The sequence below is a fragment of the Caldicellulosiruptor acetigenus genome (assembly GCF_026914305.1).
GTDB classification, from domain to species: domain Bacteria; phylum Bacillota; class Thermoanaerobacteria; order Caldicellulosiruptorales; family Caldicellulosiruptoraceae; genus Caldicellulosiruptor; species Caldicellulosiruptor acetigenus.
This window is the reverse complement of the sequence record NZ_CP113866.1, coordinates 88342-112779: the sequence shown is the minus strand read 5'-3', so window position 1 is coordinate 112779 and position 24438 is coordinate 88342. Positions and strand designations below refer to the sequence as shown.

The following is a 24438-nucleotide window of genomic DNA, read 5'->3' as shown; positions in this document are numbered from 1 at the left end:
TCAAAATTTAGATTGAGCCGAAGAAGCCAAATAACTTCTTCGGCTCAAAAGTTTTTATTTTTTCATTTCTTTTTTAGCAATGTCTGCAAGCTTTTTGAATGCTTCAACAGGGTCTTTTCCAAGATAAATGGACTGTATTGTATTGTTAAATCCATCGCCAATTATCGGTCCAAACATGACATCATAATAAGTAAATGAATCTTTTGTGTTCTGATCTTTTAACATATTAAGAACCTCAAGATAAAGACCTGTAACCTTCTTTGGATCAGGATTTACTTTTACAGATGGGAAATACCCTGCTTTTTCAGCCAGAAGGTCTTTTGCATACCTCTGTTCTGATAAGAGCTTGAGCCATGCTGCTGCAGCTTGTTTATTTTTGCAATTTGAACTTACCGCAATTACCTGTTCTATTCCTGCCAGGAAATTATTAATATTCCCTTTCCCACCTTCAATTTCTGGCCATTTGAAAGCACCAACTTTGTTTTTGACAGGTGATTGTGTTGAAAGATAACCTACATCCCAGATTCCCATTACATACATTGCAGCTTTTCCTTGATCAAAAAGATTTCTTGCTGCAACATAGTCCAAGCTTGTTGCACCTTTCGGGAAAGCACCAAGTTTGACCAGTTCCTGTATCTTCTTGCCTGTCTCAATGAACGCTTTGTCTGTCCATGCGTTTGGATCTTTTTGAACCTTTCTATAAGCATCAGGGTCTATTCTGTTTGCAATATACTCTGCATACATTGCCAAGATCCACGGATCTCTTGCATCAAGAGCGAATGGAATTATACCGTTTCTTGTTAAAACCTTTATTACATTTACAAGTTCTGACCATTTCTTTGGCGGTGTCAGATTGTATTTTTTGAATATTTCTTTGTTGTAATATATTACTGTTGCAACTCTAATCTGCGGGATACCATAAATTTTCCCGTTAAATGTTGTAAGATCAAAAACACCGTCTACATATCTATCTTTCCATTGCTTATCCTTGTTCATAATATCGCTGATTGGATACAATCTGTTTGCATCAACATAAGGTTTCATCTTTCCAGCTGCCCACATGTTTAAAATGTCGGGCGGATTGTTTGCTGCCATGGCTGTTTGAAGTTTTGTCTTGTACTGCTCACCTGGAGTGTAAACAGCCTTGATTTTAACACCATACTTGTTGTTGGAATTAAACTCTTTGATAGCCTGCTCGTACACCTGTTTTATTGTGTCAGAGTCAGACACCCAGCTCCAGAACGTAAGTTCATTTGTCGCACCTTGTACTTTCTTTTCACCCACCTGAGTAAGTAAGACAAACGAAAAAGCAAAAATCACCAAAACAGCCAAAGCTATGAACCTTAATGACTTTTTCACTGCATACTACCTCCATTTCGTTTTTTATTTTTCAATTTAATTTTAGTATCAAATGCCCAATAGTTTATATAGACAAACAAAACTTTTTTGTTTAAATTTTTAACTTTGACTCTTGCGCCAAGGCTTTTTTCTTCCACTCAATGGGTGTCATCCCATATACCTTTTTGAATACCTGACTGAAATACTGGGCATCAGAAAAGCCAACTGCCTCGGCTATTTCGTAATGTTTCAAACTGCTATTTTTTAAAAGCCTTTCGGCTTTTTTAAGTCTTGCTTCTGTGAGTATTTCTTTGAATGTCTTTCCAGTTTTGTTTTTCAAAAGCCTGCTAAGATATACCGGATGAAGATGGACATATTCTGCTACATCATTTAGGCTTATTTGTCTTGAACAATTTGCCGCAATAAATTTAAGCACAGTATCGACGATATCTTCACTCCCACAATAACTTGAAATGTCCTGCTGGATGCTTTCTGCGTTTAATTTTTCAACAGCTCTTTTGACTGCCTCAAGAACCTCTTCTTTTGAAAACGGCTTTAAGATGTAATCCATCACACCAAGTTTAATTGCCCTGTGAGCATATTCGAATTCCTTGTAGCCGCTCATAAGTATTACATAAGGTCTTTTCTTTTCATTTTTTATAAACTCTGCCAAGTCAAGTCCATCAATAATTGGCATTCTGATATCTGTCAGAACTACATCCACATTTTCTGTAAGCACAACGCTTAGCGCATCCTCGCTACTTGTTTTGCCTATGACTTTATCAACTCCGGCGATCTTCCAATCTATTGTCTTCATAAGCCTTTCAAGCAAAATCTCCTCATCTTCAACAATCAAAAGAGTGCACATCTTCTCACCTCCCAGCTTGTTCTTTTTCTTTCCATGGAATTTCTATGACAACTTTTGTCCAAAAACCAGCTTTACTTGATATCTCAAAATGAAACTGGTTGTCGTACAGAATCTTAAGCCTTTTTATGATATTGGAAATACCAATGCTGCCATTGTTTATATTTTCCTTAATCTGGGTTATTTTTTGCCATTCAATTCCACATCCATTGTCAACAACCTCTATTTTCAGCTTATCTTCTGCTTTTTTTGATCTTATGAGAATCTTTGCACCATCTTTTTTATTCTTAAAACCGTGGACAATTGAATTTTCTACAAGTGGAAGCAGCAAATGCCGTGGAACTTCGGCATCAAAAACACTGTCATCCTCAGTAGTTATCTTGTAGCTGAGCTTCCCAGAAAATCTTATCTTCATGATTGTAAGATAATGTTCTGTATGCTGGATTTCCTGGAAAAGCGGGATTGTTGAGGTGCTAAAATTTAAGCTTTCCCTCAAAAACTTTGCAAGCGAAATTGAAACCAAAGACACATCTTCACACCGTCCAAGCTCAGCCAAGGCATTTATGGTGTCCAAGGTGTTGTACAAAAAGTGAGGATTTAACTGCATGTACAAGAGATTTATCTCTGCATTTTTCCTTGCAATCTCTTCTTCATACACTTTTATGACAAGTTCATCTATTCTTTTTAGCATCTGATAAAATGAGTTTAGCAAATCTCCAATTTCGTCTTTGCGGGCAAACTTGATGCTATTTTGCAGCTTTGACTGCTCTAAATTTCTCATCTGGTAAATTAGCCTTGTTATGGGCGATGTAATGTTTTCGGAAATAAAAATTAGAAACAACACTGCAAAAATGGCAAGAAAACTAAAACTGAATATCAAAAGCCGTTTTGTGTATGAAAAGTTATTCAGAAGTGTACTTTCTGAAATTATGTAAATTAGTTTCCAATTAAGATCTGGGATAGTTTCTTCAAAGAAAATGAACTTTGGGGCAAGCTTTGTCTCATCTTCTAAAGAAAGTGTTTTAATGATATCTTCAAACCTGTCTGTTGTTTTGAATATAACCTGATTAGAACTTTTATCCACAACATAAAATCCACCCTCTGTAAGATGATACTTTTCGATTATGTCTTTCAAAAAATTTAAACTGAAACTTACAATCATCTCAGCAACCGGCTGGATTTTATCTCTTGAGAAAAGCTCACAGCCAACTACATACACATCTCGACTCTTGTCATAACCACCATTTACATACTTTCCTTCTTGTTTTACTATTCTATTGAAAAAACCTTCTTTGATTTGCTTATCACTTTCATAGGGCACATCACCCTGGAGTTTTGAGAAGAAATATACTTCTTTGCTCTTGTTTATAATTTGAACTGACTGAATAATTTCTTTTGTTGAAATAAACTGGCTCATTTTTGTCAGGATGTTGGTGTACAGAAAAGAGTCCTGGTGATCAGTGTACCTTGCAAAAGTCTTTCCAATATCTGACATTAGGTTATCGTCCATGATAAAGTCGTATTTTATGCTGTTTAGCTCATCAAGGAAATTTTGAACCTCTTCAGTAGCATTTTCAAAGAGGACCTGATTGTAAAGAGTAAATTTTTCCAATGTGGAGTTTTTCAGAGAAGTATATGATAGAAGAAACATTAAAGACATGGGAAGAAGCATTAAAATCACAAAAGCTATTAAAAGCTTGTTTTTAAGCTTTATGTCGTTCCACTTTCCCAAAAGCTTTTTAATCATTTTGCTTTCTCTCCTGATACAAAATGTCAAAAAGACTACACTACCGTCTCAAAAATAGACGGCAGTGTAGCCTTCTTTGAAACTATAAAAGAACCTCGATTTTCTTGCACATTCCTTTTCTGACTTCATAAGAATATGGTTCTGGCACCTTTTCTCCTTCAATTTCAACCACTTTATCCTCAAAATGCAGGATATACTTTGAAGCCTTTGCATCTTGGGCATAAGTGTCAATCTTGCGCGGATTGTGATAAACAACCAGTGTTCTGCCAAATAGAACTGCTGCTAATTGATTTTTACCTAAAACTATAGTTTGCCTGTTGCCATTTACTATAATCTCAACTTCCCTTTCTTCCTCTGTAAACATCCAGCCCGGCAGTTTTGGAGACAGTTTAAAAATTAACTCCCCATTTTTGTATTCAAATGGTTTTTCACCAAATAGCATAATTAGCTCCATATTTAAAAACTCTGTAGTTGTGCCAGAAAGCCTTGCAACAAAACCTGTCCCATGAACGCTCTTGTCAGGATTGCTTGAACTTGCAATAAATGAGGAATTTTCAAATATCGACCTTCCATAAACCGCTGGGTCCATATATGGTGGCAAAACCATTTTGAAGTCTTCAAAAAACTCTGTGTAAAGTCCACCTTTTAAAAGCTCCAGTAAGTACTTATACTCCATGTGCATAAATATGGATTCATTTTCAAGCCAGCCGGGTGTGAATGCTTTTATTCTGCCAAGCTGATTTGTCTCATTTGCAAGGCTTTCGTTTGTCTTGTACATCCTTAGTTTTCTATCAAAAAGGCTACTTTCTCTTACGCTTTGGTAAATTTTTCTTTTCATCTCTTTATCGTCTATCACTTTCATTGCCCTTACCTGTGATTCTAAGAAAAATGCAACCTTTTTCTGTAAAAACTTTTTAATCTTAATCTCCTGCGCTTGAGCATCATACTCATATTCAACAGGCTGGTTTATAAAGTAAGTGTAAAATAACCCTTTTTTGCTATCGAAAGCTTTCTCTTTTGCCTTTGAAAGCTCCTCACTGCACAGGTCTAAAAATTCAATTATCTCTTCCCTGCTTATGCAAGCCATATTGCCACTTACACCAAATCTTGTCTTTTCTCTGTACTCTTCTTTTATGTTATTGCTTTCATCCCAGTAGAAAAGAGTATCTTCACTATCTTGCGTCTGAGATAGAAGTTTTTTTAGCTTTACAAAAAAGCTGTAGAGCTCTTCAAAAACTTCAATTTCCTTGACATCTTCAAGATAAACCTCAAAATACTTTTTCAGCATTCTCACAAGCCGCAAAAGTTCAAATGTCTCGCACACAGATGAACCAAAAATTCCTGGAAGGCCGTTTAACGCATCGTTCCAGCCTGGTTTTGAAGCTTCCATCTCAACCCCAACACCAAACGGGTCCAAGCTTGCCATTCTGTTTAGAAGTATCACCAAAAGCTTTTCAATGAGGCTGCCTGTGTAAATTTCGCCATGGCCATTGTGAGTTCTTACATATCTTTTTTTGTCAGCTCGGGAATTTATAAGCTCTTGTTTTTCTTTGTCAAGTGCATATGCACCGTGCTGTTTTATTTGCCCATCTATAATCTTTATTCTTTCTTTTCTTGGTTTTACATAATGTTCATTGTCATAGTAATAATACTTTCTCTGCAAAAGCAGCTGCCTCATTTTATCAGGATATATGCTTTCAAAGTTTTCGATTAAATCAAAGTTGTAAGTAAAATGGTCTATCCAATAACCTTCACCGGGGTCTGCTTCAATTACCTTCTCCGAATTTACAAGGCAGTAGTTTACAAAGTCTTCTTTTGATATATTGATTTTTATATCTTGGCTCTCCAAAAGCTTTATGAGTTCATATGGCAAAAAGTCTCTTTCGAAAAACTTTTTTAACTCTTCTTTTCCATTTATTATATACTTCTCCAGATGTTTGAGGCTATTTAACCTGTATTTTATACCTTTTACAACCAGAGGATTATAGCTGTCAAGCTGAATGAGGCTCATGAAATACCACACATTAAAATCAAAAATGTCTGGATTAAAAAAGATATCGTTTCGCCTGTTCTGGTTGATATCTCTGAAGTTGCCATTGCCCTGTGAATAATATGTGTCTTGAATTTCAAAAAAGTTATAATCCCTCTCCAAATCACCATGTTTTCGTGAAAACAGATATATGACATCCTTTTTGTCATCAAGCTCAATTGTGAAAGGCACACCGCCACGCAAGATATTGTCAAGATAGCACATTTTGGCATACTCATCTAATTTCTTGTCTGAGGTCACAATTGTATTGTTTGCCAGAATAGCATCGATTACAGCTTTGTTTTCTTCAAACGCTCTGTCAAAAAACTCAGAAGAGTAAATAGAATCAACAAAATGGTTTAGTTCATCAACACTTTTGGCATGTCCTATGATACTGTAGAAGCTCAAAGCCTGCTGCGGTTTTAAAGTCCTCTTTGCATATGCAAAAGCACAGCATGTCTTGTTCGCAAAAACTTGATTTGATATGTCAAGCCTGTCTGAAAAGATAAACTCATATGGTTTTGCTATTTCTGAGCTTATTCCAAAAACAATTTTGGGGTCAATTACCACATCGCATCTTTCAAAGCTGCCATGCGTATTATCAAAGCTTACAAAGAAATTGCCTTCTTTTATCTCAACAACTTCTGTTGTGTCCTCAGCAGATGAATGAAATCTAAAGTATGGAACTTTTTTGTCTAAATTCTCTACAAAGTTCCATGCTTCACTTGTTCTGCTCATATTCTTTAGTGCAAAGTCGTTCTTGCCATATGGGACAATCAGAGCAAGTCCGTCTAAAGCTTCAATATCCACAGGCCTTTCTGACACATTTATTATCTTCAGCTCTCTCACAAGCCCAGCCACATTCTTGTTTGCAAGTGTGTAATATCTTACTTCTGCCCTGATACCAAGATTTGAATTCTCTTCGCAAATCTCAAGATGGTCAGCAAAAATGGACATTTTGCTTTTTGCAAAGTTGAGCAAATTCTCTGTTTGAAAAGGCTCATAAAAGAGATTTTTGTTAAGTTTCAAAAAAGTTCTAAACCCGTGGGTTGATGCAAGCCTGTACGCCCTGTCTGCCGGCAAAAATTCTAAAATAGCGCCATCTTTGTTTTTTGTCCCAAACGATACTATGCACTGCCCCCTGTTTACATAAAAGCACCAGAGAGGAATTCCAAATATACCGGCAATCCCGGGCAAAAAACTTGAAAATGGTTTTGAAAGCTGATAGTTTTCTATGCAAAATGAGTTTGTTTTCTCATCGTAATAGTACTTAGGATTTGCCTGCAATTTCTTTGCCCCCTTCTTTTTTAATTTAAAATACAGGGTTGCAAGACTATACTTTGCCCTGCAACCCCCTGGTAAAATCAAAGTTTCACGTTAGTTCTAATTATTTTACTGGTCACTTACAACAGTCAATGTCACATCATCAAGATATATGTCAAGTGGAAGAGGAGGTACAACCTGGTTTATCGGCCCAAACTCAAATACAACCTTTGTCACATCTGTTGGCTGTGTAACTTTAAATGTGAGAGTATACTCTTGCTCTTGAGTCCCGATATCAAATACAGTTGTTGGAGCATAGGCTATAAACCATGGGGCAGCTGTTAGTTCTTTCCCTATGTTTACCTGAATTTTTGTGTTTTGTGATGCGCTCATTTTGAACTTAAGCTCATAGATAAGTCCGTTTTCAAGTGTGAGGTTCTTTCTTGCAACCTGAGCACTGTACGGCTCCTTTCCAACAGAATTTAAATGAACCTTCAACTTACCATTTTCCACTGTCACCTGTATATCTGATACACCTGAATACTGGTCGCCGCTCCAGTATACCCACTCACCCAGTCCTGTGTCAAATGAGCCATCTGGAATGATCTGGTCTCCCACTTTTTGCGTATGCTGTGCAGGCGGCGCAGTTTCTTGCGGGATCGAATCTACAACTTCGATCTGGATATCATCAAAGTAGATGTCAAACGGCACCTGTGAATACCCTGCTACGTTCCCAATTTCTATCGCAAGTTTTGCTCCAAGGTCTGTAGGATTATTCATGGCAAAGTAGATTTCATACTGTGCCATCTCACTTGTAATATCTATTGTCTTTTTGGGCATGTATTCTATGAACCATGGGTCAGATTTTAGCGGTTTTCCTATTGCAACATTTATCTTGCGCGGATAAGTTGCCCTTGCCTTGAACGAAATCTTATAGTTCTTACCATTTACAAGAGGTATTCCTTCCCTGTAAAGCTGTGGATCCCATGGAACTGCTCCTATTGAACTTACACTAAGTTTTAGCTCCCCATTTTCAATGGACATCGAAACATTGTTATCCGCACTTGACCACCAGTGCCAGTTGTTTATCGTATCTGGAGTGTCAAAGCTTCCATCAGGTAAAAGCTTATCCCCAACAAACTGTTGTGGTTCTGATGGAACTTCACCCGTCAATACCTCTGCTACTTCTCTTTCAAAATATCCGCAGTTTTCTGAAACTTCGGCTATTGCAACGTTGTCAATTGTGACTGTATGAGCTTGAGTTTGCGGATTTGTACCGCCAGGTGACATTGTTCCAAGTCCAATTACAAGTCTTATATCGCTTCTTGTTGCATCCATTACAAAGTCAAATGTATAGTTTTTCTTGACTTTGTCAGTTAAGAGGTGTTTTTGAGCTAACAAAAAATAACAAAGTCTTAATTTATGCGGGTTTCAAGAAGAGAAAAATAAAAAATTTTAAAAAATGTAGGGACAAATTTTAGCTTAATATATACTGAATTTGCTTGACTTTTTAAATATTTTGTGGTACAATATAACAAACTATCTTCAAGGAGTTGCCATATGTTTGTCAAAATTACTAATGCTGGCGGTTATCAGTATGTTAGGTTAGTCGAAAATTACCGTGAAAATGGTAAAGTAAAGCAAAGAGTACTATTTAACTTTGGTAGACTTGATATTCTCAAAGATGACCCCGCTTTTAAAAACATTGTAAAAAAACTATCTGATATTGTCGCTGAAACAACTACTGAGAATACAAAAGCTGTTACTATTGAATCTGAAGAAGATATTTCGGATGCAGTTGCAAAAAATTGGGGATACATTGTATACAGAAAGTTATGGGAGGAGCTTGAAATTGATAAGTTTTTAAAAGGGAAAGCAGCAAAAGAGAGAAAGATAAAATTTGATGTAAACAAAGTAAGTTTTTTAATGACCATACAGAGATTGATAGAGCCAATGAGCAAACTAAGAACTTATCATCAGAGAAGCAAATATTTTGGATTTGAAGAGGATATAGATTTGAATCAATTGTACAGGTGTTTAGATTTTCTTGACAGTGTAAAAGAAGATTTAGAGACATACCTGTATCAGAGAAATAAAGACTTATTTAAGATGGTAGTTGATGTAGTGTTTTATGATGTGACGACAATATACTTTGAGAGTTGTAGAGCGGATGAACTTAAAAATTTTGGGTTTAGCAAAGACAACAAGGTAAATGAAGTGCAAGTTGTATTAGGGCTTTTGGTGGACAAAGAAGGCAGACCGATAGGGTATGAACTTTTTCCTGGTAATACGATAGATAGCAAGACGATGGTAAAGATACTGAGGAAGCTGAAGGAAAAATTTAGTATAGATAAGATAATAATAGTAGCAGACAAAGGGCTTAACAGCAGAATAAATTTAAAGATGATAAAAGAAGCTGGGTACGACTATATAGTAGCAAGCAGATTAAAGAATGCAAGTAAAGAAATTTTAGATGAAGTTTTTAATGAAGAAGGATATAAAAGACTTGATGGCAAAAGATGTTTGAATGCTGAAGAAATTTATGGTGATGAATTCAAATATAAGGTATTGGAAAGAACAAATATTGTCAAGGATGAAGAGGGTAAAGAGTTCAAAATAGAAGAGAATTTGATAATAACGTATTCAAGCAAGAGAGCCAAGAAAGACAAAGAAGACAGAGAGAGATTGGTAAGAAAAGCCAAAGAGCTTTTAGAGAACAAAGGAAGCATAACAGCCTTAGAGAAGAAAGGTGCAAGGAAATATTTGAAGAAGAAATCAAAATCAGAAGAATATGTGCTGGATGAGGAAGCGATAAAACGAGATGAGAAATTTGACGGATATTATGCAATTCAAACGAGCAAAAAGGATATGGATGTAGAAGAGGTTTTAGGAGCATATCACGATTTATGGAAGATAGAGCAGTCATTCAGAGTAATGAAAAGCTGTTTAGAAGTGCGACCGATATATCACTTTACAGAAAGCAGAATAAAAGGACATTTTGTGATATGTTTTTTGGCATTTTTACTGCAAAGGACATTGGAATATATTTTGAGGAGAAAAGGTAAAGGAATAAGTAGTGAAAGGATAATGGAAGCAATATATTCAATGAACTTTTTTGAAATAGAGATAAAAGGGAAGAAATATTTGATAAAGCAAAGAATTGAGGGAGGAGCTGGAGATATACTGAATGTAATGAAGATAAAGGGTCCAAAAAACTTCATGACATATGAGGAAGGCTTAGAATTTATTGGTATTAGCAAATGATGTAGTGACAAAATTGACGACCAAATTTTGTCAATCCCAGTCCTCCCAAGCTTTTTGAGCTTCAAACTGACAAAGTCAAGTGGAGTGTCAAAGCTTCCATCAGGTAAAAGCTTATCCCCAACAAACTGTTGTGGTTCTGATGGAACTTCACCCGTCAATACCTCTGCTACTTCTCTTTCAAAATATCCGCAGTTTTCTGAAACTTCGGCTATTGCAACGTTGTCAATTGTGACTGTATGAGCTTGAGTTTGCGGATTTGTACCGCCAGGTGACATTGTTCCAAGTCCAATTACAAGTCTTATATCGCTTCTTGTTGCATCCATTACAAAGTCAAATGTATAGTTTTTCATCTTATCTGTAAGTGGTACATATTTTTCAAGATGACCATAGTAAGTAGAGTCGTCTATTTTTATAAACATATCTCTTGCAGATGTTGATTTTGCATCAAACGAAATTCTGTATGTTTTACCACTCTCCAGAGTCATTGGCCCTTGAATTACCTGAATGCTCCAGAAGGCAAGACCTATATTTGTAATTGAAACTTTCAGCTGTCCTCTTGATACTTGAGCAGAGCCAGTTCCACCATTGCCAAACCAAGTAGTCCAGCTGTCAAGGTCTTTTGAGAAGTCTCCGTTTTTGATAAAGTTCGGTGAAAATTCGATGTAATCCAAATCAACATTGTCTGCCAAAAGCTGCATATTATTTTCGCCTGACTCAAGATAAACTGTGTCTGATACAATTGCCCAGTTACCTGATGTTGGAGCAACTTCTGCATCATAAACTGCGCTTCCTACTACAAGCTTGAGGCTTGATCCTTGCCCAGCTTTCAATTTGTAGGATACAAGGTACTCTCCTCTCTTTGGAATATTGACGCTAAAGCTTGCAGTACCACCTTGAGAAAACGCTACATACTGTCCATTGTTTGTTGCATTTGTTAGTGAGCCAAAGTCTTCAGCTTGAACAACTATAAAGCTTGATGGAAGAACCTTTTTGAGTGAGACATTGTCTATTGCAACATCTGAATTGCTTGATCCAATTTCGAACACAAGTTTAGCTCTTGTGTCGCTTGGCAAATTATCAATTGATTTTAAGTTGAACTTGTACGTATTCCAATCAAGTGAAAGTGAAACTACTTTTACGTCTGTAATTGGATTGAAGTTCTGATCAGATATATAAACCTTTATTTGTCTTGGACTTTCAAAAGCTTTTGCTGAGAATGCAAGCAAGAGATTCTCACCAGCGCCAACTTTTATGTTGGACTGAACAAGTTTAATATCCGAAAAGTTTTGTCCACCGTTTGCTATAACAGCCTTGAAATACCTGTCTTCTGGCTTTGAACCAATGGTATACGTTGCATCTGCTGCAGTTTCTTTCACAAACTCCCATGCTGCAAACCTACCGTCACCCTGGTCAAACGTGCCATTGTAAATGAGGTTACCGTTTGGCAGAGGTTCTTTAATTGCGTTTGGGTCATTTACATTGTACTCAACAAGTTTCACTTCATCTATATAAACAGGTAGGTTATTTAGCCCAACATTAAATTCAATCCTTGCTCTTGCATATGTGCTGCTTTGCATTGTGAAGATGTATGAATAGTCTTGCCAGTCAGAAGATAAATTGAAGGTCTTGACAGCATAGTCAATCCAGGTAGAGCCGTTATCTCCACCGCCACTTGAGAACTTTACTTCAATTGTCCTTGAACCTTCACTTTTTGCTCTAAATGTAAGCTTATATGTCTTTCCTTTTATCAAACAAATAGGTCTTTGAATTAGCTGGACAGAATATGTTTGTGAACCTTGCTTTGTTATATTTATCTTCACAGCTCCACCAATGTTTTCAATCGTGCCGTCTCCCCCAAAGTCAGGCAGGTGCAAAAACTGCCAGTAATCTGTGTTAGCAACACCTTCTATGCCATCAACATCTGGGCTGTCTTGGTCAAAGCTACCGTTATAAATAAGGTTCCCATCGCTAAGTGGTGGTCTTGTGTCCTGAGGATAGGTTATACTTTCCTGTGGCTTTGCTACATTGTCAGAGTAGGTAACTCCTATTGGTTTGTATACTCTTACCCAGTCAACAACCATTCTCTGCGGGAAGTAATTTGCATCCTGTGGCGGGTACCCTGGCCAGTTACCACCAACTGCAACGTTGAGTATGAGGTAGAATTCCCTGTCAAACGGTGCAGGATAGGTATAATCAAAAGCCTCGTTTGAAGACCTTGAAAACCAGTCACTTGTTTCATAGTAAAGCTGCCCATCCACATACCATTTGATTTTCCCTGGTTCCCACTCAAGACCAAATACATGAAAGTCGTCAGAAAACTTCTGTCCGTTTGGCAAGGTGTAATTGCCGCCATGGTATGTGTGAGGATTACCATAATGGATTGTTCCATAAACCTTGTTTGGCTCATGACCTAAAAGTTCCATTATATCAATTTCACCACAAACAGGCCACCCACCATAAAGGTTCAAATCCTCTGGCATCATCCAGATAGCCGGCCACACACCCTGGCCTTCCGGAAGTTTTGCTCTGACCTCCACCTTGCCATATGTGAATGAGAATTTGCCCTGGGTTGTCAGTTTTGCAGATGTATATGGGCTTCCCTCAAAGTTTTCTTTTCTTGCTTCAATTATTAGATTTCCATTTTCCACTCTTGCATTTTCTGGTCTTGAAGAGTAATACTGCAGCTCGTTGTTACCATATCCGCCAGCACCGATTGTAAAGTTCCACTTTGTTGTGTCAATTGAGTTTCCATTAAAATCATCTTCCCAGACAAGCTGCCATGTCGTCTGTGTTTGATTGCCACCCTGCTGGTTCTGGTTATTGTTTCCTGTCTGGCCTGGAGCTGCACCCGTTGAACCCTGACTGCTGCCGCCTGTAGTGGAAGAACTGCTGCCTGAAGATTGAGCAGGTAATGTACTTTGTGCAGCTGTTGAGGATGAAGGTTGATTGCTTTCTACAGCACTTATATCAACCTTTTCGCCTTTTGGCAAAGCCTTTCCGTTTAACACAACACCATCTGAATACACAGCTGCTTCATTTATCTTGCCATTTGAATTTATCTTCAAATCCTTCGCAAGTGCCTTTACAACAACTTTTTCTATACCTGACTCTTTATCGATATTTAAGTTTCCATTGCTATTTAGCTCAACACTGTCAATCTTTGAACTTGCCACTGAAAGTGTAAAGTTTTGAGCAAGGTCGCTTACAACCAAGTTTTTTACTTTTGAGTTTTTGATATTTACCTTGCTGCTTGGAGAATGAATATAAAGCGCTTCACAGTTTGCTTTAATTTCAACATCTGCAGATTGACTTCCACTCTGTTTTAATGTAATAAACTTGATTGAACTTTCATCAGACACCTGTGTGACCTTTGCCGATGACAACACAATTATATTCTCAGCTTGGCTGTTTTTATAAAGTTCAATATTTGTCTTTGAAAGCTTGCTATCAACAACTATTTCTCTAACTTTTGTATTCACAAGCTTGACAGAGTTTTCTCCACCGCCAAATACCAACAATTTTCCACCATCAATGGTCACGTTGTTCAAAGTCACAGAGCCATCTTTTACACTCTGATTTATATATATATTGCCCTTTATTGAAACATCTTTTATCTCCACATCGCTGCTATTTACTATTATGAATCCTTCATTTTTTGACAAACTATATTCCCCCGGTTTTGTAACTATCAATGATCCTATGCCACTCAAAAGCTTGACAATCTCAGCCCTGGTTATCTCCTTTTCTGGCTTTAATGTCCCATCTGGATAGCCTTTAACAAACCCAAAACTGATAAGTGCTGCCACACCCGATAGATACCTTGGCTCAATCTTTTGAGCATCTGAAAAGCTGTTTAAAATATCAGCCTTTTGACTGTCAAGCTTTAAAGCTGCCGCAACAGCAGCAAAAGCTTCCTGTCTTGTAACAAACCTGTTTGGATCAAGCTTCCCTTCTTTCACAAACAATGTCAAGTAACCTGCTGCCTGAGCTTTTTTAAGTTCTCTGTAATACCATGCAAGAGGGCTAATTCTTAGGCTCACATCAAGCGGAGCTTCCTGCACAAATCCCATGTAACTGTTCAGAATTTTACAAAATTCTGCAACAGAGATATTCTTAGCTGGTTTAAAAGTTCGGTCAGGATACCCGTTTATCAGCTCAAGCTGATAAAATCTTGTTATATCCTCCTTTGCAAAATTAGTGGAAATGTCCTTGAAGATTTGACCTGAGCTGGCTTTTGCTATTCCTCCTGGAAAAATGCTCATAATTAAAAAGGTAAACAGCAAAATATTAGCAACAAACTTTTTTGCTCGCATCCGCCTTCGTACCTCTCAAAAATTTGATATTCTTATATCTTAGATTTATCAAACTCTCACAAACAAAAAAAGGCATCATTTTTTAGTTATAGTTACTATTTTTAAGTCTTTTTTTAAAATCGGATGCGTGCATATGTTATTATCATTGTTTTACAATAAGCTTCCTATTCTTGCAATCTTTTTTGAGTATCTCTGTATTCATTTGGAGTAAGTCCTGTAATGTCTTTGAATATTCTTGCAAAGTGTTTGGGATTTTTATAACCTACCTTCTCGGCTATCTCCCAAACTTTTAAATCGGTATTCACAAGAAGTTCCTTGGCTTTTTCAATCCTCACTTTGTTTAAATAGTCCAAAAAACTCATCCCTATCTTTTCTTTAAAGATGCTTGAAAAGTAATAATAATTTAGCGACACATGGTTTGCCACCATTGCCATGTTTATGTCCTTGTGATAGTTTTGATTTATAAATTTAATGGCCTCATCAACTTCATCTTTCACATTCAAAATTCCCTTCAAGGAACTGACCATCTCTGTTGCCTCAACAATAAACTTTTTAAAGTGGTTTACATAATCGGATATAGTTGTAAAATTGAACATGCTGGCAAGCACTTGATATTCATGGATGTCGAGCACCTTTTTAGGCACGTGATGGCAAAACCAGTCCACAATTTGTGTGTAAAGTTTTTCGGAAAGTGCTAAGATGCTGTCTGTCGAATATTTGTTAAAAAAGTGGTAATCAAAAATGTTTTCCAAAAACCTAATTGCATCTTTTTGCTTGCCGGCAAGAATTAATTCTTTCAACTTTTCAATCCTGTCAAACTGACTAAGCTTTTCTTTTTCACGCCAAGAAATCTGTGACCAAAATTCAATATCTTTGCTTAAAATAAAGCTGTAGAGTGCTGTTTTATAAGCTCTCTCATAAAGCAGTTTCACATTCTCAAAATTTTCGTGCAAGTCACAAATACCTGTATAAACTTTTCTTCCCGTCAAAGTCTCATAACTTTTCTTTATATCCTCATAGCAAAAAGCCATTTTTGTAAATATCAAAATGTCTTTTCTCTGGTTATATATGGTAGAAACATAGCTTCCTTCCGGCAATATTTTACTGAGCTTTAACTTGTCCTCTTCTGCCGAAAAATCGTTTTGGTCAGGGTTACTTCCGGGTAGAAGAAAATATACAGCCATCACTTTTTCATCTGCTGGTATTTCCATATCCTTTAACCTTTCTTTGAACCTGTCTATATCCATTCCTGAAAAGATGATGTTGTTTATCTCCGACTCAAACATCTTTGCTCTCATAATTTTTTGCAAAGATATAAGCCTTAAGTTATTTTCTTCCTCTTGAAGTTCACTTTTGACCTTTTCTACAATTTCGATAAGCTCTTTTTTATCTACAGGTTTTAAAATATATCCTCTTGCTCCATATTGCATACATTCTTTAGCATAACTGAACTCATCATATCCACTTATTACGATAATTTTGGGTTTATGAGACAAATTTTGGATTTTCTTTAAAACAGATATTCCATCCATCTGGGGAAGTCTTATATCTATTATCAAAATGTCAAATTTTTCTGAAAAGAGAAGATCCAGAGCCTCTTTTCCATTTGATGCTTCTTTTATTTCATCTAAATCGGCAACATTTCTCTCTAAGATTGTTCTGATACCTTTTCGAATAAGCTTTTCATCATCGACAATTAGCACCTTTCTCATATTCTTCCCGCCTTTTTTAAAATGAGAATAAATCTTAAAATCTATTGTACGGCAAAGTTATTGTCACCTTTGTGAACTCGCCAAACTTGCTATCTATCTTAATTCCGAATTCCTTTCCATAGGCAAGTTTTATCCTTTCGTTTACATTCTTGAGAGCTATTCCTTGGCCTTGATAACATTCTGCTTCTGTATCATTTTCTAAGGCTGTTTGAATTGCAACAAGCTTTTCCTCTTCAATCCCAAGTCCATCATCTATTATTGAAATGACTATGTAATTGCCAATTATGCTTCCGTCTATAAAAATGCTTCCACCCTCGCCTTTTGGTTCAATTCCATAATTTATTGCATTTTCAACTATCGGCTGCAAAATAAGCTTTGGCACCTCAATATTTAAAATTTCATTATCTACATTTACAAGAAGTTTTATTTCCTTGTCATATCTTATGTTCATGAGCGAAATGTAATTTTGAATATTTTCTATTTCTTCTTTTAGAGTAACAAATTTCCTCTTCCAGCTCATATTGTATCTCATCATCTTGCCAAGTTTTGTTATCGCGTCTGAAACATCATAATTCTCACTGTATTCTGCCATCATCTTTATATTTTCAAGCACATTGTAGATAAAATGAGCATTGATTTGAGACTGTAAAGCCTTTATTTGAGCGTCTTTCTGGGCAACCTCTCTTCTGACCATCTCTCCAATCAATATCTTGAGCTTTTCCACCATGTTCAAAAAATGCTGGGCAAGCTCGTCAATCTCATCATCACCTTTAATATCAATTGAGACGTCAAAGTTCCCGTTCTCAACAGCTCTCATGCTGAGAATTACCTGTCTTAGCTTCTTAAGAATCAGAGTGATTAAAATAAAAATCAGGATTGATGAAGCAATAATTAAAATCAATACTTGCCCCAGCATCTGAAGTGTTATTCCATTTATTTTTTGTGCAAGTTCGTCAAATAAAATGAGCTTGTAAAGTTTTATGTTCAAGGCAGGAATAGAAGTGTACACAAACGCTGCTGAATTTTTGTTAATCTTTAAATGAACAATTCCCTCATCCTCTTGAGCTGTGCTCTTTTTTTCTAATATTTCAATAAGCTTTTTACTGCTAATATTGAGTCTTTTTAAAAAAGCAGGTGTCTGTTTACTGAAAATTACATCTCCATCGTCAGAAATAACAATTGTAACTGAATTGTCACTTTCCCGCGAAAGCTCGCTTGCAAAAAACTCATCAACTTTCATGTTAACTTCAATTATACCTATCAAATTGCCTACTAAATCTGTAACCTTTGTATACAGCGACACCACCTTTTCCTCATTGTTAAGCGGCGGTCCAAGTATGTCAGTGTTGTTTAGTTTCCAAAGTGATGTCTGTTTTGTATCAGACAAGAATCTATCTATAAACTTAAAACTTTTTAACCTCTCTATCTGGTACAATGTGGGCCACATTTCAGGAATAAAATAGTTGTTTGTAAAAAACCTTATCCTGTTTATGTTGAAATTCACATACTGAAGATATTCTATCTTGTCAAGAACATTTACTTTAAAAGAAAAAATCTCGTCGATACTTCTTTCCTGGTACGTGGATACAAACTCAATAAATTCCTGGTTGTTTAAAATAAATTGAGTTGCTTTGATAAACTGTTCAACATTCCTTACAACATCATTTTTCAGTTTGCTGACCTCAAAATTGACATTGTTTATATACTCTTTTTCTGTCATAATCCTTACCCTGTAAAAAGCATTTACCTGAAGGATTGCAAGCGGCAGTGCAACTATGAGAACATAAGTTAAAATGAGTTTTTGACGAATGTTTAATTTAAATATGTTCCTTACAAGCCGTTTTAATTTGGAACTATCCATTACGATCAATCCTCATTTTCTAATTTATACTCTCATTATACCAGGACCTATAAGACCATTCAAAGTGGCAATACCTCCCTGTTTTTAAAAAAGGCTGATGGCATGAAAAACCATCAGCCTTTTGAATCTTGAAAAATTCCTCTTTTGTAACAAAGCAACAGACTTTATTTAATTCCCAGCTTCTTCTTGTTCTCTTCTAACTTCTTCTGCTGCCATGCAAGTAATTTATCAAAACCTACTTGCTTTTTGTAGTTCTGGAACTCTTTGAAGATTTTATCAAACTCAGCTGGTGATTTTGCCATTATAAGTTTTGGCAGAGTCTGGCCCCATTTAAGAGCAATCTTTCGTGCGATAATACCCTCTGGGCTGTCAGCAGGTGGATTTAGATTGTCATACTGTGCATAGCTAACAGTTTTTCCAAGTGTCCAATCAGCCATCTGTTGTAGGTATGGTGGCATGCCAGGGTCCCACTGGGATACATATGGCCAGTCACCAAGCATCCAGTAGGTAAGCTCTGCACCGTACTTCTTATCAAATGTTGGCCTGTCTGTCTGCATAAGTTTTACTACATCTGGTTTGAACTGTTCTTTGCCATTTATTACATCCCATGTTACGCCCTTTTGTCCAAGATAGAAATCTTTCTGACCTTCTGGGCTGAGCCAGTAGCTCATAAATCTTATAGCTCTCTTTGGATCTTTGTTATTCTTTGAAATCATGGTAAGAGTCCATCCCGCGATGCCAGGACCTGCAAGTTTTGGCTTTTCAAGCTTTGAGTTTGCAGGACCGTCAACTGCTATATAAATCATGTTAGGATTTTTCTTGTAAAGTTCTTGCTGCTGAGCAACAAAGTCTGTTCTCTGATAAATCATACTAAAGTATCTTCCCTGAGCAATCTTTTCTTCCATCTGCGCTCTCTTGTCAATAAACACATCCTTTGCAATGAGCCCTCTTCTATAAGCTTCATTAAATGTCTTGAGCCATCTGATATACTCTGGATGTGCTACAATGTCATAAAGTTTTCCATTCTTCTCACGTGGCAGCGCCAAGAAATTCCACAGGTAGCTCTCAAGTGAGTAGCAGCCTGTGTCCGTAAATTCATGGAATCCAATTGGAATAAGTGGCTGGCCGTTTACTGTTGGGAATTTCTTTTTAGCGTCAGCCAAAGCTTTCAAGAAAGTATCTGGTTTTCTCATGTCAGGCTTGCCAAGAGCTTCATACATATCCTTTCTTACAAGGAATGTTTGATTAGAATAAATTTTTAGTTTTGGATTCTGATAATCACTTGGTGTATAAGATGCGTTTGGATAGCCATAGACATGCCCATCTGGTTCTGTATACCAACCAAGTCTTTGCTTGTTTGCAACTGTGAAGAAGTATGGATCATACTTCTTTGCAAGCTCATCCAAAGCATATACAAGCTTCCCTGCAATCATTTTTTTAACTGCTTCTTCCCACCAGCCAAGAGTTATAAAGTCTGGCAATGTGTTTGAAGCAATCATAACATTGAGCTTTTCATTTTCATTTCCTGCTGGGACAATGAAGTTAATCTTAACACCTGTCTTTTTAGTGATGTAATCAGAAACTACATTGCCACCCCATTTTGTGCCGAACCATGAAAAGTTGATGTACCAGTCGAATGTGATTGGTTTTTTAGCATCCTCTTTCCAGCCCGGCTTGACAGAGCTTGCTGCACTGCCAATCGCAAATGGAATTAAGCTTGCAACAAACGCAATGACTACAACCACAGCAAAAAGTCTTTTGAGTTTGAGCTTTTTCATGCTAAAAATACCTCCTTTTTGTATATTTTTTTATTTTTCATTAACTGCACATAACGTGCAGTCAACGCCTCTGAATAAGTTTTATTGTCACCTTCTTATCCTTTTATAGCACCGATTAAAAGACCTTTAACGAAATACTTCTGCAAAAATGGATAGACACACACAATTGGTAATGTGGTAATAACCATTGTAGCCATTTTGAGGGATTGAGAAGTTACATTTCTGGTTGCAATCCCACCCGGTGCGTATGCGAGCATCTGATTTGATGTTGTCTGGGCTATGACCTTGTACAAAAATGTTTGTATCGGCTGAAGCTTTGGATTATTTATGAATATAACCCCCATAAAATAGTCATTCCAGTTATAAACACCTACAAAAAGCGCTATTGTCGCTAAAACTGGTGTTGATAGTGGAAGTATTATCCTTGTAAATATTATAAAGTCGTTTGCACCATCAATTTTTGCAGACTCTTCAAGTTCAATGGGAAGTTCTCTGAAAAAGGCTTGAAATATAATGAGATTATAAAAGTTGAACATTCCAGGTATTACATAAACCCAAAAGGTATTGTATAGTCCCAAACTTTTAATAAGCAGGAAATATGGTATAAGACCTCCTCCAAAAAAGAGGGTTATTGTTCCCATGGCCATGTAAATCTTTCTTCCCATGAGTTCTTTTCTCAAAAAGGCATATGCAACCATTGCAGTGAAAAATACATGCAGCGTGGTTGTTATAACTGTTCTTGCCACTGTTACCATGAACGCCGTTGTTATGTCGCTATTGCTAAACACTGTTTTATAGTTATCCAGCGTAAACTTACGAGGCCAAAAGTAGATGCCGCCAAGCATTGCATCTTTTCCTTCGTTAAATGAATATACTATGATGTACCAAACTGGATATAATGTTAAAAAACATATTATAAGCATTAATGTTACATTAAATATGTTAAATATCTTATCCCCAACTGAAGGCTTGATTTTCATATCTTTTTACACCTCTTTTCATAAATCAAGTTTGCAGTATAAAGGAAATTAAAATTAGAATAATGACTTATCAGTAAGTTTCTTTGTTACTCCATTTGCAGTAAGAAGTAATATCAGTGCAATTATTGATTTGAAAAGTCCTATTGCAGTTGCATATGAAAATCTAAATGCTTCTATTCCCATTCGGTAAACGTAAATATCAATTACATCTGAAGCATCTGCATTAAGCGGGTTTCTGAGAACAAATATCTGGTCAAAGTTTGAATTCATAAGTCCACTTACTGCTAAAATAAACATAATAGCAATTGTACCAGAGATACACGGTATGGTTATCTTGAACATCTTTGTAAACCTTCCTGCTCCATCAACCGTTGCTGCCTCATAAAGCTCTGGGTCAATTCCAGCAATTGCAGCTAAGTATATTATCGCATTCCAGCCAAGTTCTTTCCAAACTTCAGACACAACCGTGATTCCCCAAAAATACTTTGGTTCTGCCAAGAAAGCTATAGGCTGCTTTAATATTCCTATTTTTGTTAAAATTATATTTATAAGACCTGTTTCTGATAGCCAGTTCATAAGTATTCCGCCAAGCACAACCCAAGATATAAAATGTGGCAGGTAAGAGATTGTTTGAACAGTTCTTTTGAACCTGACTGACACAAGCTCATTTAGAAGCACTGCAAACAATATGGGAAGAGGAAATCCTACAAGAAGTTTGAAAAAGCTTATTCCCACTGTGTTTTTTATTATCAGCCAGAATCTTTCATCAGCAAAGAATTCCTTAAAATTAGCAAGACCTACCCATGGTGATTTATTAAATCCTAAAGTAATGTCGTATTCTTTAAATGCAATTATTATTCCATACATTGGTATGTAGTTAAAAATAATCATCCAAATTACACCAGGTATTGCCATTGCCTGAAGGTATTTTTGTTCATTTAACTTGTGCAAAAATCTTCTAAAGCCACTTTGGCGGCCATGCTGCACATTCGGTGAAATAGCTGATTCCATAATACATCGCCTTCCTTCTGTAGAGGTTATATTTTTTATATTACATAAGCTACAATTTATTTTTCTGATTTTATTATAAAATGGGGCAAAGTCTATAAAAAAGAGGGCTTTTTTAAGAAGTGGTATCTAAATTTAAGATTTTTAAGAAAAACAAAAAGGCAGAGGCTCTAAAAGCTTATAAAGCCCCTGCCCTGCTCATTTTCTCTACTTCTCAGCTACTTACTCTAGCATCCCCGTAAACCCGTTTATATAGTAAACATTGCCGTCTGCAACAATCCGCCAAACAGGGATTGCCTGGCCTTGGATGACGTTGAAATCTTTTAGATAAAACCCGAACCTTATATTTTGAATTTCTTTAATGCCTCTTTGCTGGTTCAAAAGGTTAAAAATTGCCTCTAAAGCTGAAATTGCTCTGCTGCGTTTAATCTCAAACCTTCTGGGATTGACTTTTGTAAAGATGTACAAGGTATTGTTTCCCTGTTTTTTTATCGTGAGCCTTCCATCAAAAATGGGATAGCCTCTGTACACCTGGATATAGCTTCCGTCATAGTCTTTTATATAATCGCTTCTTTTTATGTCAAAAAGTTCAAACGGGTCTTGGTAATATTTGGACTCCAAAAAAAGTGTTTGGTTTATGATTTTAAGGTGGTAGATGCTACTTTCAAACTCATTTTGATATCTGTCAACCCTTTTTCCAAAAAGTTTTGTTACAATATTATCATACCTGCTCTCAACGGCAACACCAAGCTTTGATACATAATAAATCTTTCTGTCAATTGGGCACGAAAGTTTTATGGAATTTTGTGAAAGTATGCTTTTTGCCATGTTTATCTGCTCAGCTGTCAAGCTTTCTTCTTTTGGAAAAAGATTGAGATATTTTATGACAAGAAAAACAAATATCAAAAGGAACACCACAATTGCAGTTGTTTTCGCTTTCGCCCAGTTCATATCTACTTTCAAATCTCCTTTTTACTACTTTATTGTTTCAACATATACAACCCCGCTCTGGGTTCTTATCTTCCAGTAAGGGTATGAACTTGCCCCACCTGAAATATATTCAAGGTCTATCTCCTCTATAAAGATATCCCCTTTTCTTTCCTTTATAGTGTCAATTGCTGCAATTCCGTCAACCTTTATCTGAGATGTCCTCACTTTGAGAATGTCAAAAAGATGCCCTGAAATCTTCTGTAGTTTTCCACCTTTTACCTCAATCTCTACACAAAACCCTTCATCTCCTGCAACCACATCAATTCCATTTGCCCTTAGAATAAGATATATCTTAAAATTACCTTCTTTTTGGACTTCTAATTTGCAAACTCTCAAGTCTTCATCTGTGTAAAATGTTTTTAAGTAAAATATCAGCGCATCACAAATGGAATCAATCTTCTCACCAAAGACATTCTCTGTGTATTCAAAAACAAATCCTCCATCATTCTTTAGCTGAAGGGTTTTTCTTTCATCTGTTATTACCACATCACCATTTTTTAGAATATTTTTCCTTGTCAAAATAGTGTCTGGGAAAAGCCGTCGTATAGTTACCTCTTTTTTGTAGCTGCTCTGTCTTGTCTTTATCTCAGAAAACTGGACATCTGAAAACTCAACAGGTATCAAGATGTCTTTATTGGCAATCTCAGTAAAACCAAGACTATCTGACCATGAATATACAAGTTTTAAATCCTTTTCAATCAAATCTTCCAAAGGCATAAAGCCAAATTGAGAAAACTTCATCACAACTGCTCTTTGCTTTTGAGAGTTGAAAAAGTACAGTAGTGTAGATGTTGCATTTTCTTCTATGAAAATCCTGTCAAAGTCAAAGCCCTTTGGAACCTCAGCAATACTTCTCTTTGTCAGCTCATACACAAAAGTGCTAAAGTTTATTGGATATCCATAGCTCAAAATTAAGAGTTTTTTCACCTTGAAAAAGTCAGCAGAAATGCTTTTAAAGCTTATTTCAAACTCTTTCTTTACAAGTGACTTTTCAATTCCTTCTATGAATTTTGAAACCACCTGTGAATATTGAGCTTGATTGCTCAAGACTCTCACAGCTACATTCTTCGAAATGTTCAAATACATCTCCTTGGGAGATACAAGAATTTCTCTTGCTTTTTTTAAAAGTTGCTGCTCAGATTGTTGTTTTTGAAAAATATCAACTGCTTTTACAATATCTTCTACCTTGTAGTCAAAATAAATCTTGTAATACAAATAAATGCTGAGTATAACAAGTATACTCAGCACTATGCTTTTTATAGCTTCAGTCTTACTTTTTCTCATCCACCT

The 24438-nt window shown here is 36.3% G+C and carries 13 protein-coding genes and 1 pseudogene; 1 reads left to right on the top strand and 13 read right to left on the bottom strand.

Translation table 11 applies throughout. The features are described 5' to 3' along the window. Positions 1–54: 54 nt before the first annotated feature. The 5 genes from OTK01_RS00425 to OTK01_RS00405 form a co-directional block, all read right to left on the bottom strand. On the bottom strand, positions 55–1359 hold the full coding sequence (locus OTK01_RS00425; RefSeq protein ID WP_029228893.1) for an extracellular solute-binding protein: 1305 nt from the start codon (positions 1357–1359) through the stop codon (positions 55–57). A 91-nt stretch (positions 1360–1450) separates the two neighbouring features. Further along, positions 1451–2206, bottom strand: coding sequence for a response regulator transcription factor (locus OTK01_RS00420; protein WP_029228892.1), 756 nt, complete (start codon positions 2204–2206; stop codon positions 1451–1453). Between the two features lie 4 nt (positions 2207–2210). Next, a complete protein-coding gene (locus OTK01_RS00415; RefSeq protein ID WP_029228891.1) occupies positions 2211–3950 on the bottom strand; it encodes a sensor histidine kinase in 1740 nt (579 codons plus the stop codon). Positions 3951–4032: 82 nt separating this feature from the next. Then, positions 4033–7266 carry a hypothetical protein gene (locus tag OTK01_RS00410; protein WP_029228890.1) on the bottom strand — a complete coding sequence of 1078 codons (3234 nt, stop codon included), beginning with the start codon at positions 7264–7266 and terminating at the stop codon, positions 4033–4035. Between the two features lie 105 nt (positions 7267–7371). Further along, on the bottom strand, positions 7372–8643 hold the full coding sequence (locus OTK01_RS00405) for a carbohydrate binding domain-containing protein (RefSeq protein WP_269011626.1): 1272 nt from the start codon (positions 8641–8643) through the stop codon (positions 7372–7374). A 159-nt stretch (positions 8644–8802) separates the two neighbouring features. Here OTK01_RS00405 and OTK01_RS00400 point away from each other — a divergent pair, with 159 nt between their 5' ends. Then, on the top strand, positions 8803–10506 hold the full coding sequence (locus OTK01_RS00400) for an IS1634 family transposase (RefSeq protein ID WP_029229278.1): 1704 nt from the start codon (positions 8803–8805) through the stop codon (positions 10504–10506). A 290-nt stretch (positions 10507–10796) separates the two neighbouring features. Here the strand turns inward: OTK01_RS00400 and OTK01_RS00395 are convergent. The 8 genes and pseudogenes from OTK01_RS00395 to yycH all read right to left on the bottom strand — a co-directional run. Further along, positions 10797–14768, bottom strand: a pseudogene (locus tag OTK01_RS00395) (carbohydrate binding domain-containing protein); the annotation flags it as partial. Positions 14769–14983: 215 nt separating this feature from the next. Next, positions 14984–16531 (bottom strand): response regulator transcription factor, encoded by a 1548-nt coding sequence (locus OTK01_RS00390; RefSeq protein ID WP_029229015.1) that lies wholly within the window; start codon positions 16529–16531, stop codon positions 14984–14986. Positions 16532–16565: 34 nt separating this feature from the next. Further along, the gene (locus OTK01_RS00385; RefSeq protein ID WP_029229016.1) at positions 16566–18392 is read right to left on the bottom strand and encodes a sensor histidine kinase; all 1827 of its coding nucleotides are present in this window, start codon (positions 18390–18392) and stop codon (positions 16566–16568) included. A gap of 164 nt (positions 18393–18556) precedes the next feature. After that, positions 18557–20170, bottom strand: coding sequence for an extracellular solute-binding protein (locus OTK01_RS00380; protein ID WP_029229017.1), 1614 nt, complete (start codon positions 20168–20170; stop codon positions 18557–18559). A 95-nt stretch (positions 20171–20265) separates the two neighbouring features. Then, complete coding sequence (locus OTK01_RS00375; protein WP_029229018.1) at positions 20266–21150, bottom strand: carbohydrate ABC transporter permease; 885 nt, start codon at positions 21148–21150, stop codon at positions 20266–20268. A 54-nt stretch (positions 21151–21204) separates the two neighbouring features. Beyond that, positions 21205–22161, bottom strand: coding sequence for an ABC transporter permease (locus OTK01_RS00370; protein ID WP_029229019.1), 957 nt, complete (start codon positions 22159–22161; stop codon positions 21205–21207). Between the two features lie 219 nt (positions 22162–22380). Next, a complete protein-coding gene (locus tag OTK01_RS00365) occupies positions 22381–23109 on the bottom strand; it encodes a two-component system regulatory protein YycI (RefSeq protein ID WP_029229020.1) in 729 nt (242 codons plus the stop codon). A gap of 24 nt (positions 23110–23133) precedes the next feature. Continuing rightward, positions 23134–24432, bottom strand: coding sequence for a two-component system activity regulator YycH (yycH, locus tag OTK01_RS00360; protein WP_029229021.1), 1299 nt, complete (start codon positions 24430–24432; stop codon positions 23134–23136). Positions 24433–24438 lie beyond the last annotated feature (6 nt).

Coding starts and splice junctions, on each gene's coding strand:
- OTK01_RS00420 (WP_029228892.1), bottom strand. CDS start 2,206: ATGTGCACTCTTTTGATTGTTGAAGATGAGGAGATTTTGCTTGAAAGG.
- OTK01_RS00415 (WP_029228891.1), bottom strand. CDS start 3,950: ATGATTAAAAAGCTTTTGGGAAAGTGGAACGACATAAAGCTTAAAAAC.
- OTK01_RS00400 (WP_029229278.1), top strand. CDS start 8,803: ATGTTTGTCAAAATTACTAATGCTGGCGGTTATCAGTATGTTAGGTTA.
- OTK01_RS00390 (WP_029229015.1), bottom strand. CDS start 16,531: ATGAGAAAGGTGCTAATTGTCGATGATGAAAAGCTTATTCGAAAAGGT.
- OTK01_RS00385 (WP_029229016.1), bottom strand. CDS start 18,392: ATGGATAGTTCCAAATTAAAACGGCTTGTAAGGAACATATTTAAATTA.
- OTK01_RS00380 (WP_029229017.1), bottom strand. CDS start 20,170: ATGAAAAAGCTCAAACTCAAAAGACTTTTTGCTGTGGTTGTAGTCATT.
- OTK01_RS00375 (WP_029229018.1), bottom strand. CDS start 21,150: ATGAAAATCAAGCCTTCAGTTGGGGATAAGATATTTAACATATTTAAT.
- OTK01_RS00370 (WP_029229019.1), bottom strand. CDS start 22,161: ATGGAATCAGCTATTTCACCGAATGTGCAGCATGGCCGCCAAAGTGGC.
- OTK01_RS00365 (WP_029229020.1), bottom strand. CDS start 23,109: ATGAACTGGGCGAAAGCGAAAACAACTGCAATTGTGGTGTTCCTTTTG.
- yycH (WP_029229021.1), bottom strand. CDS start 24,432: ATGAGAAAAAGTAAGACTGAAGCTATAAAAAGCATAGTGCTGAGTATA.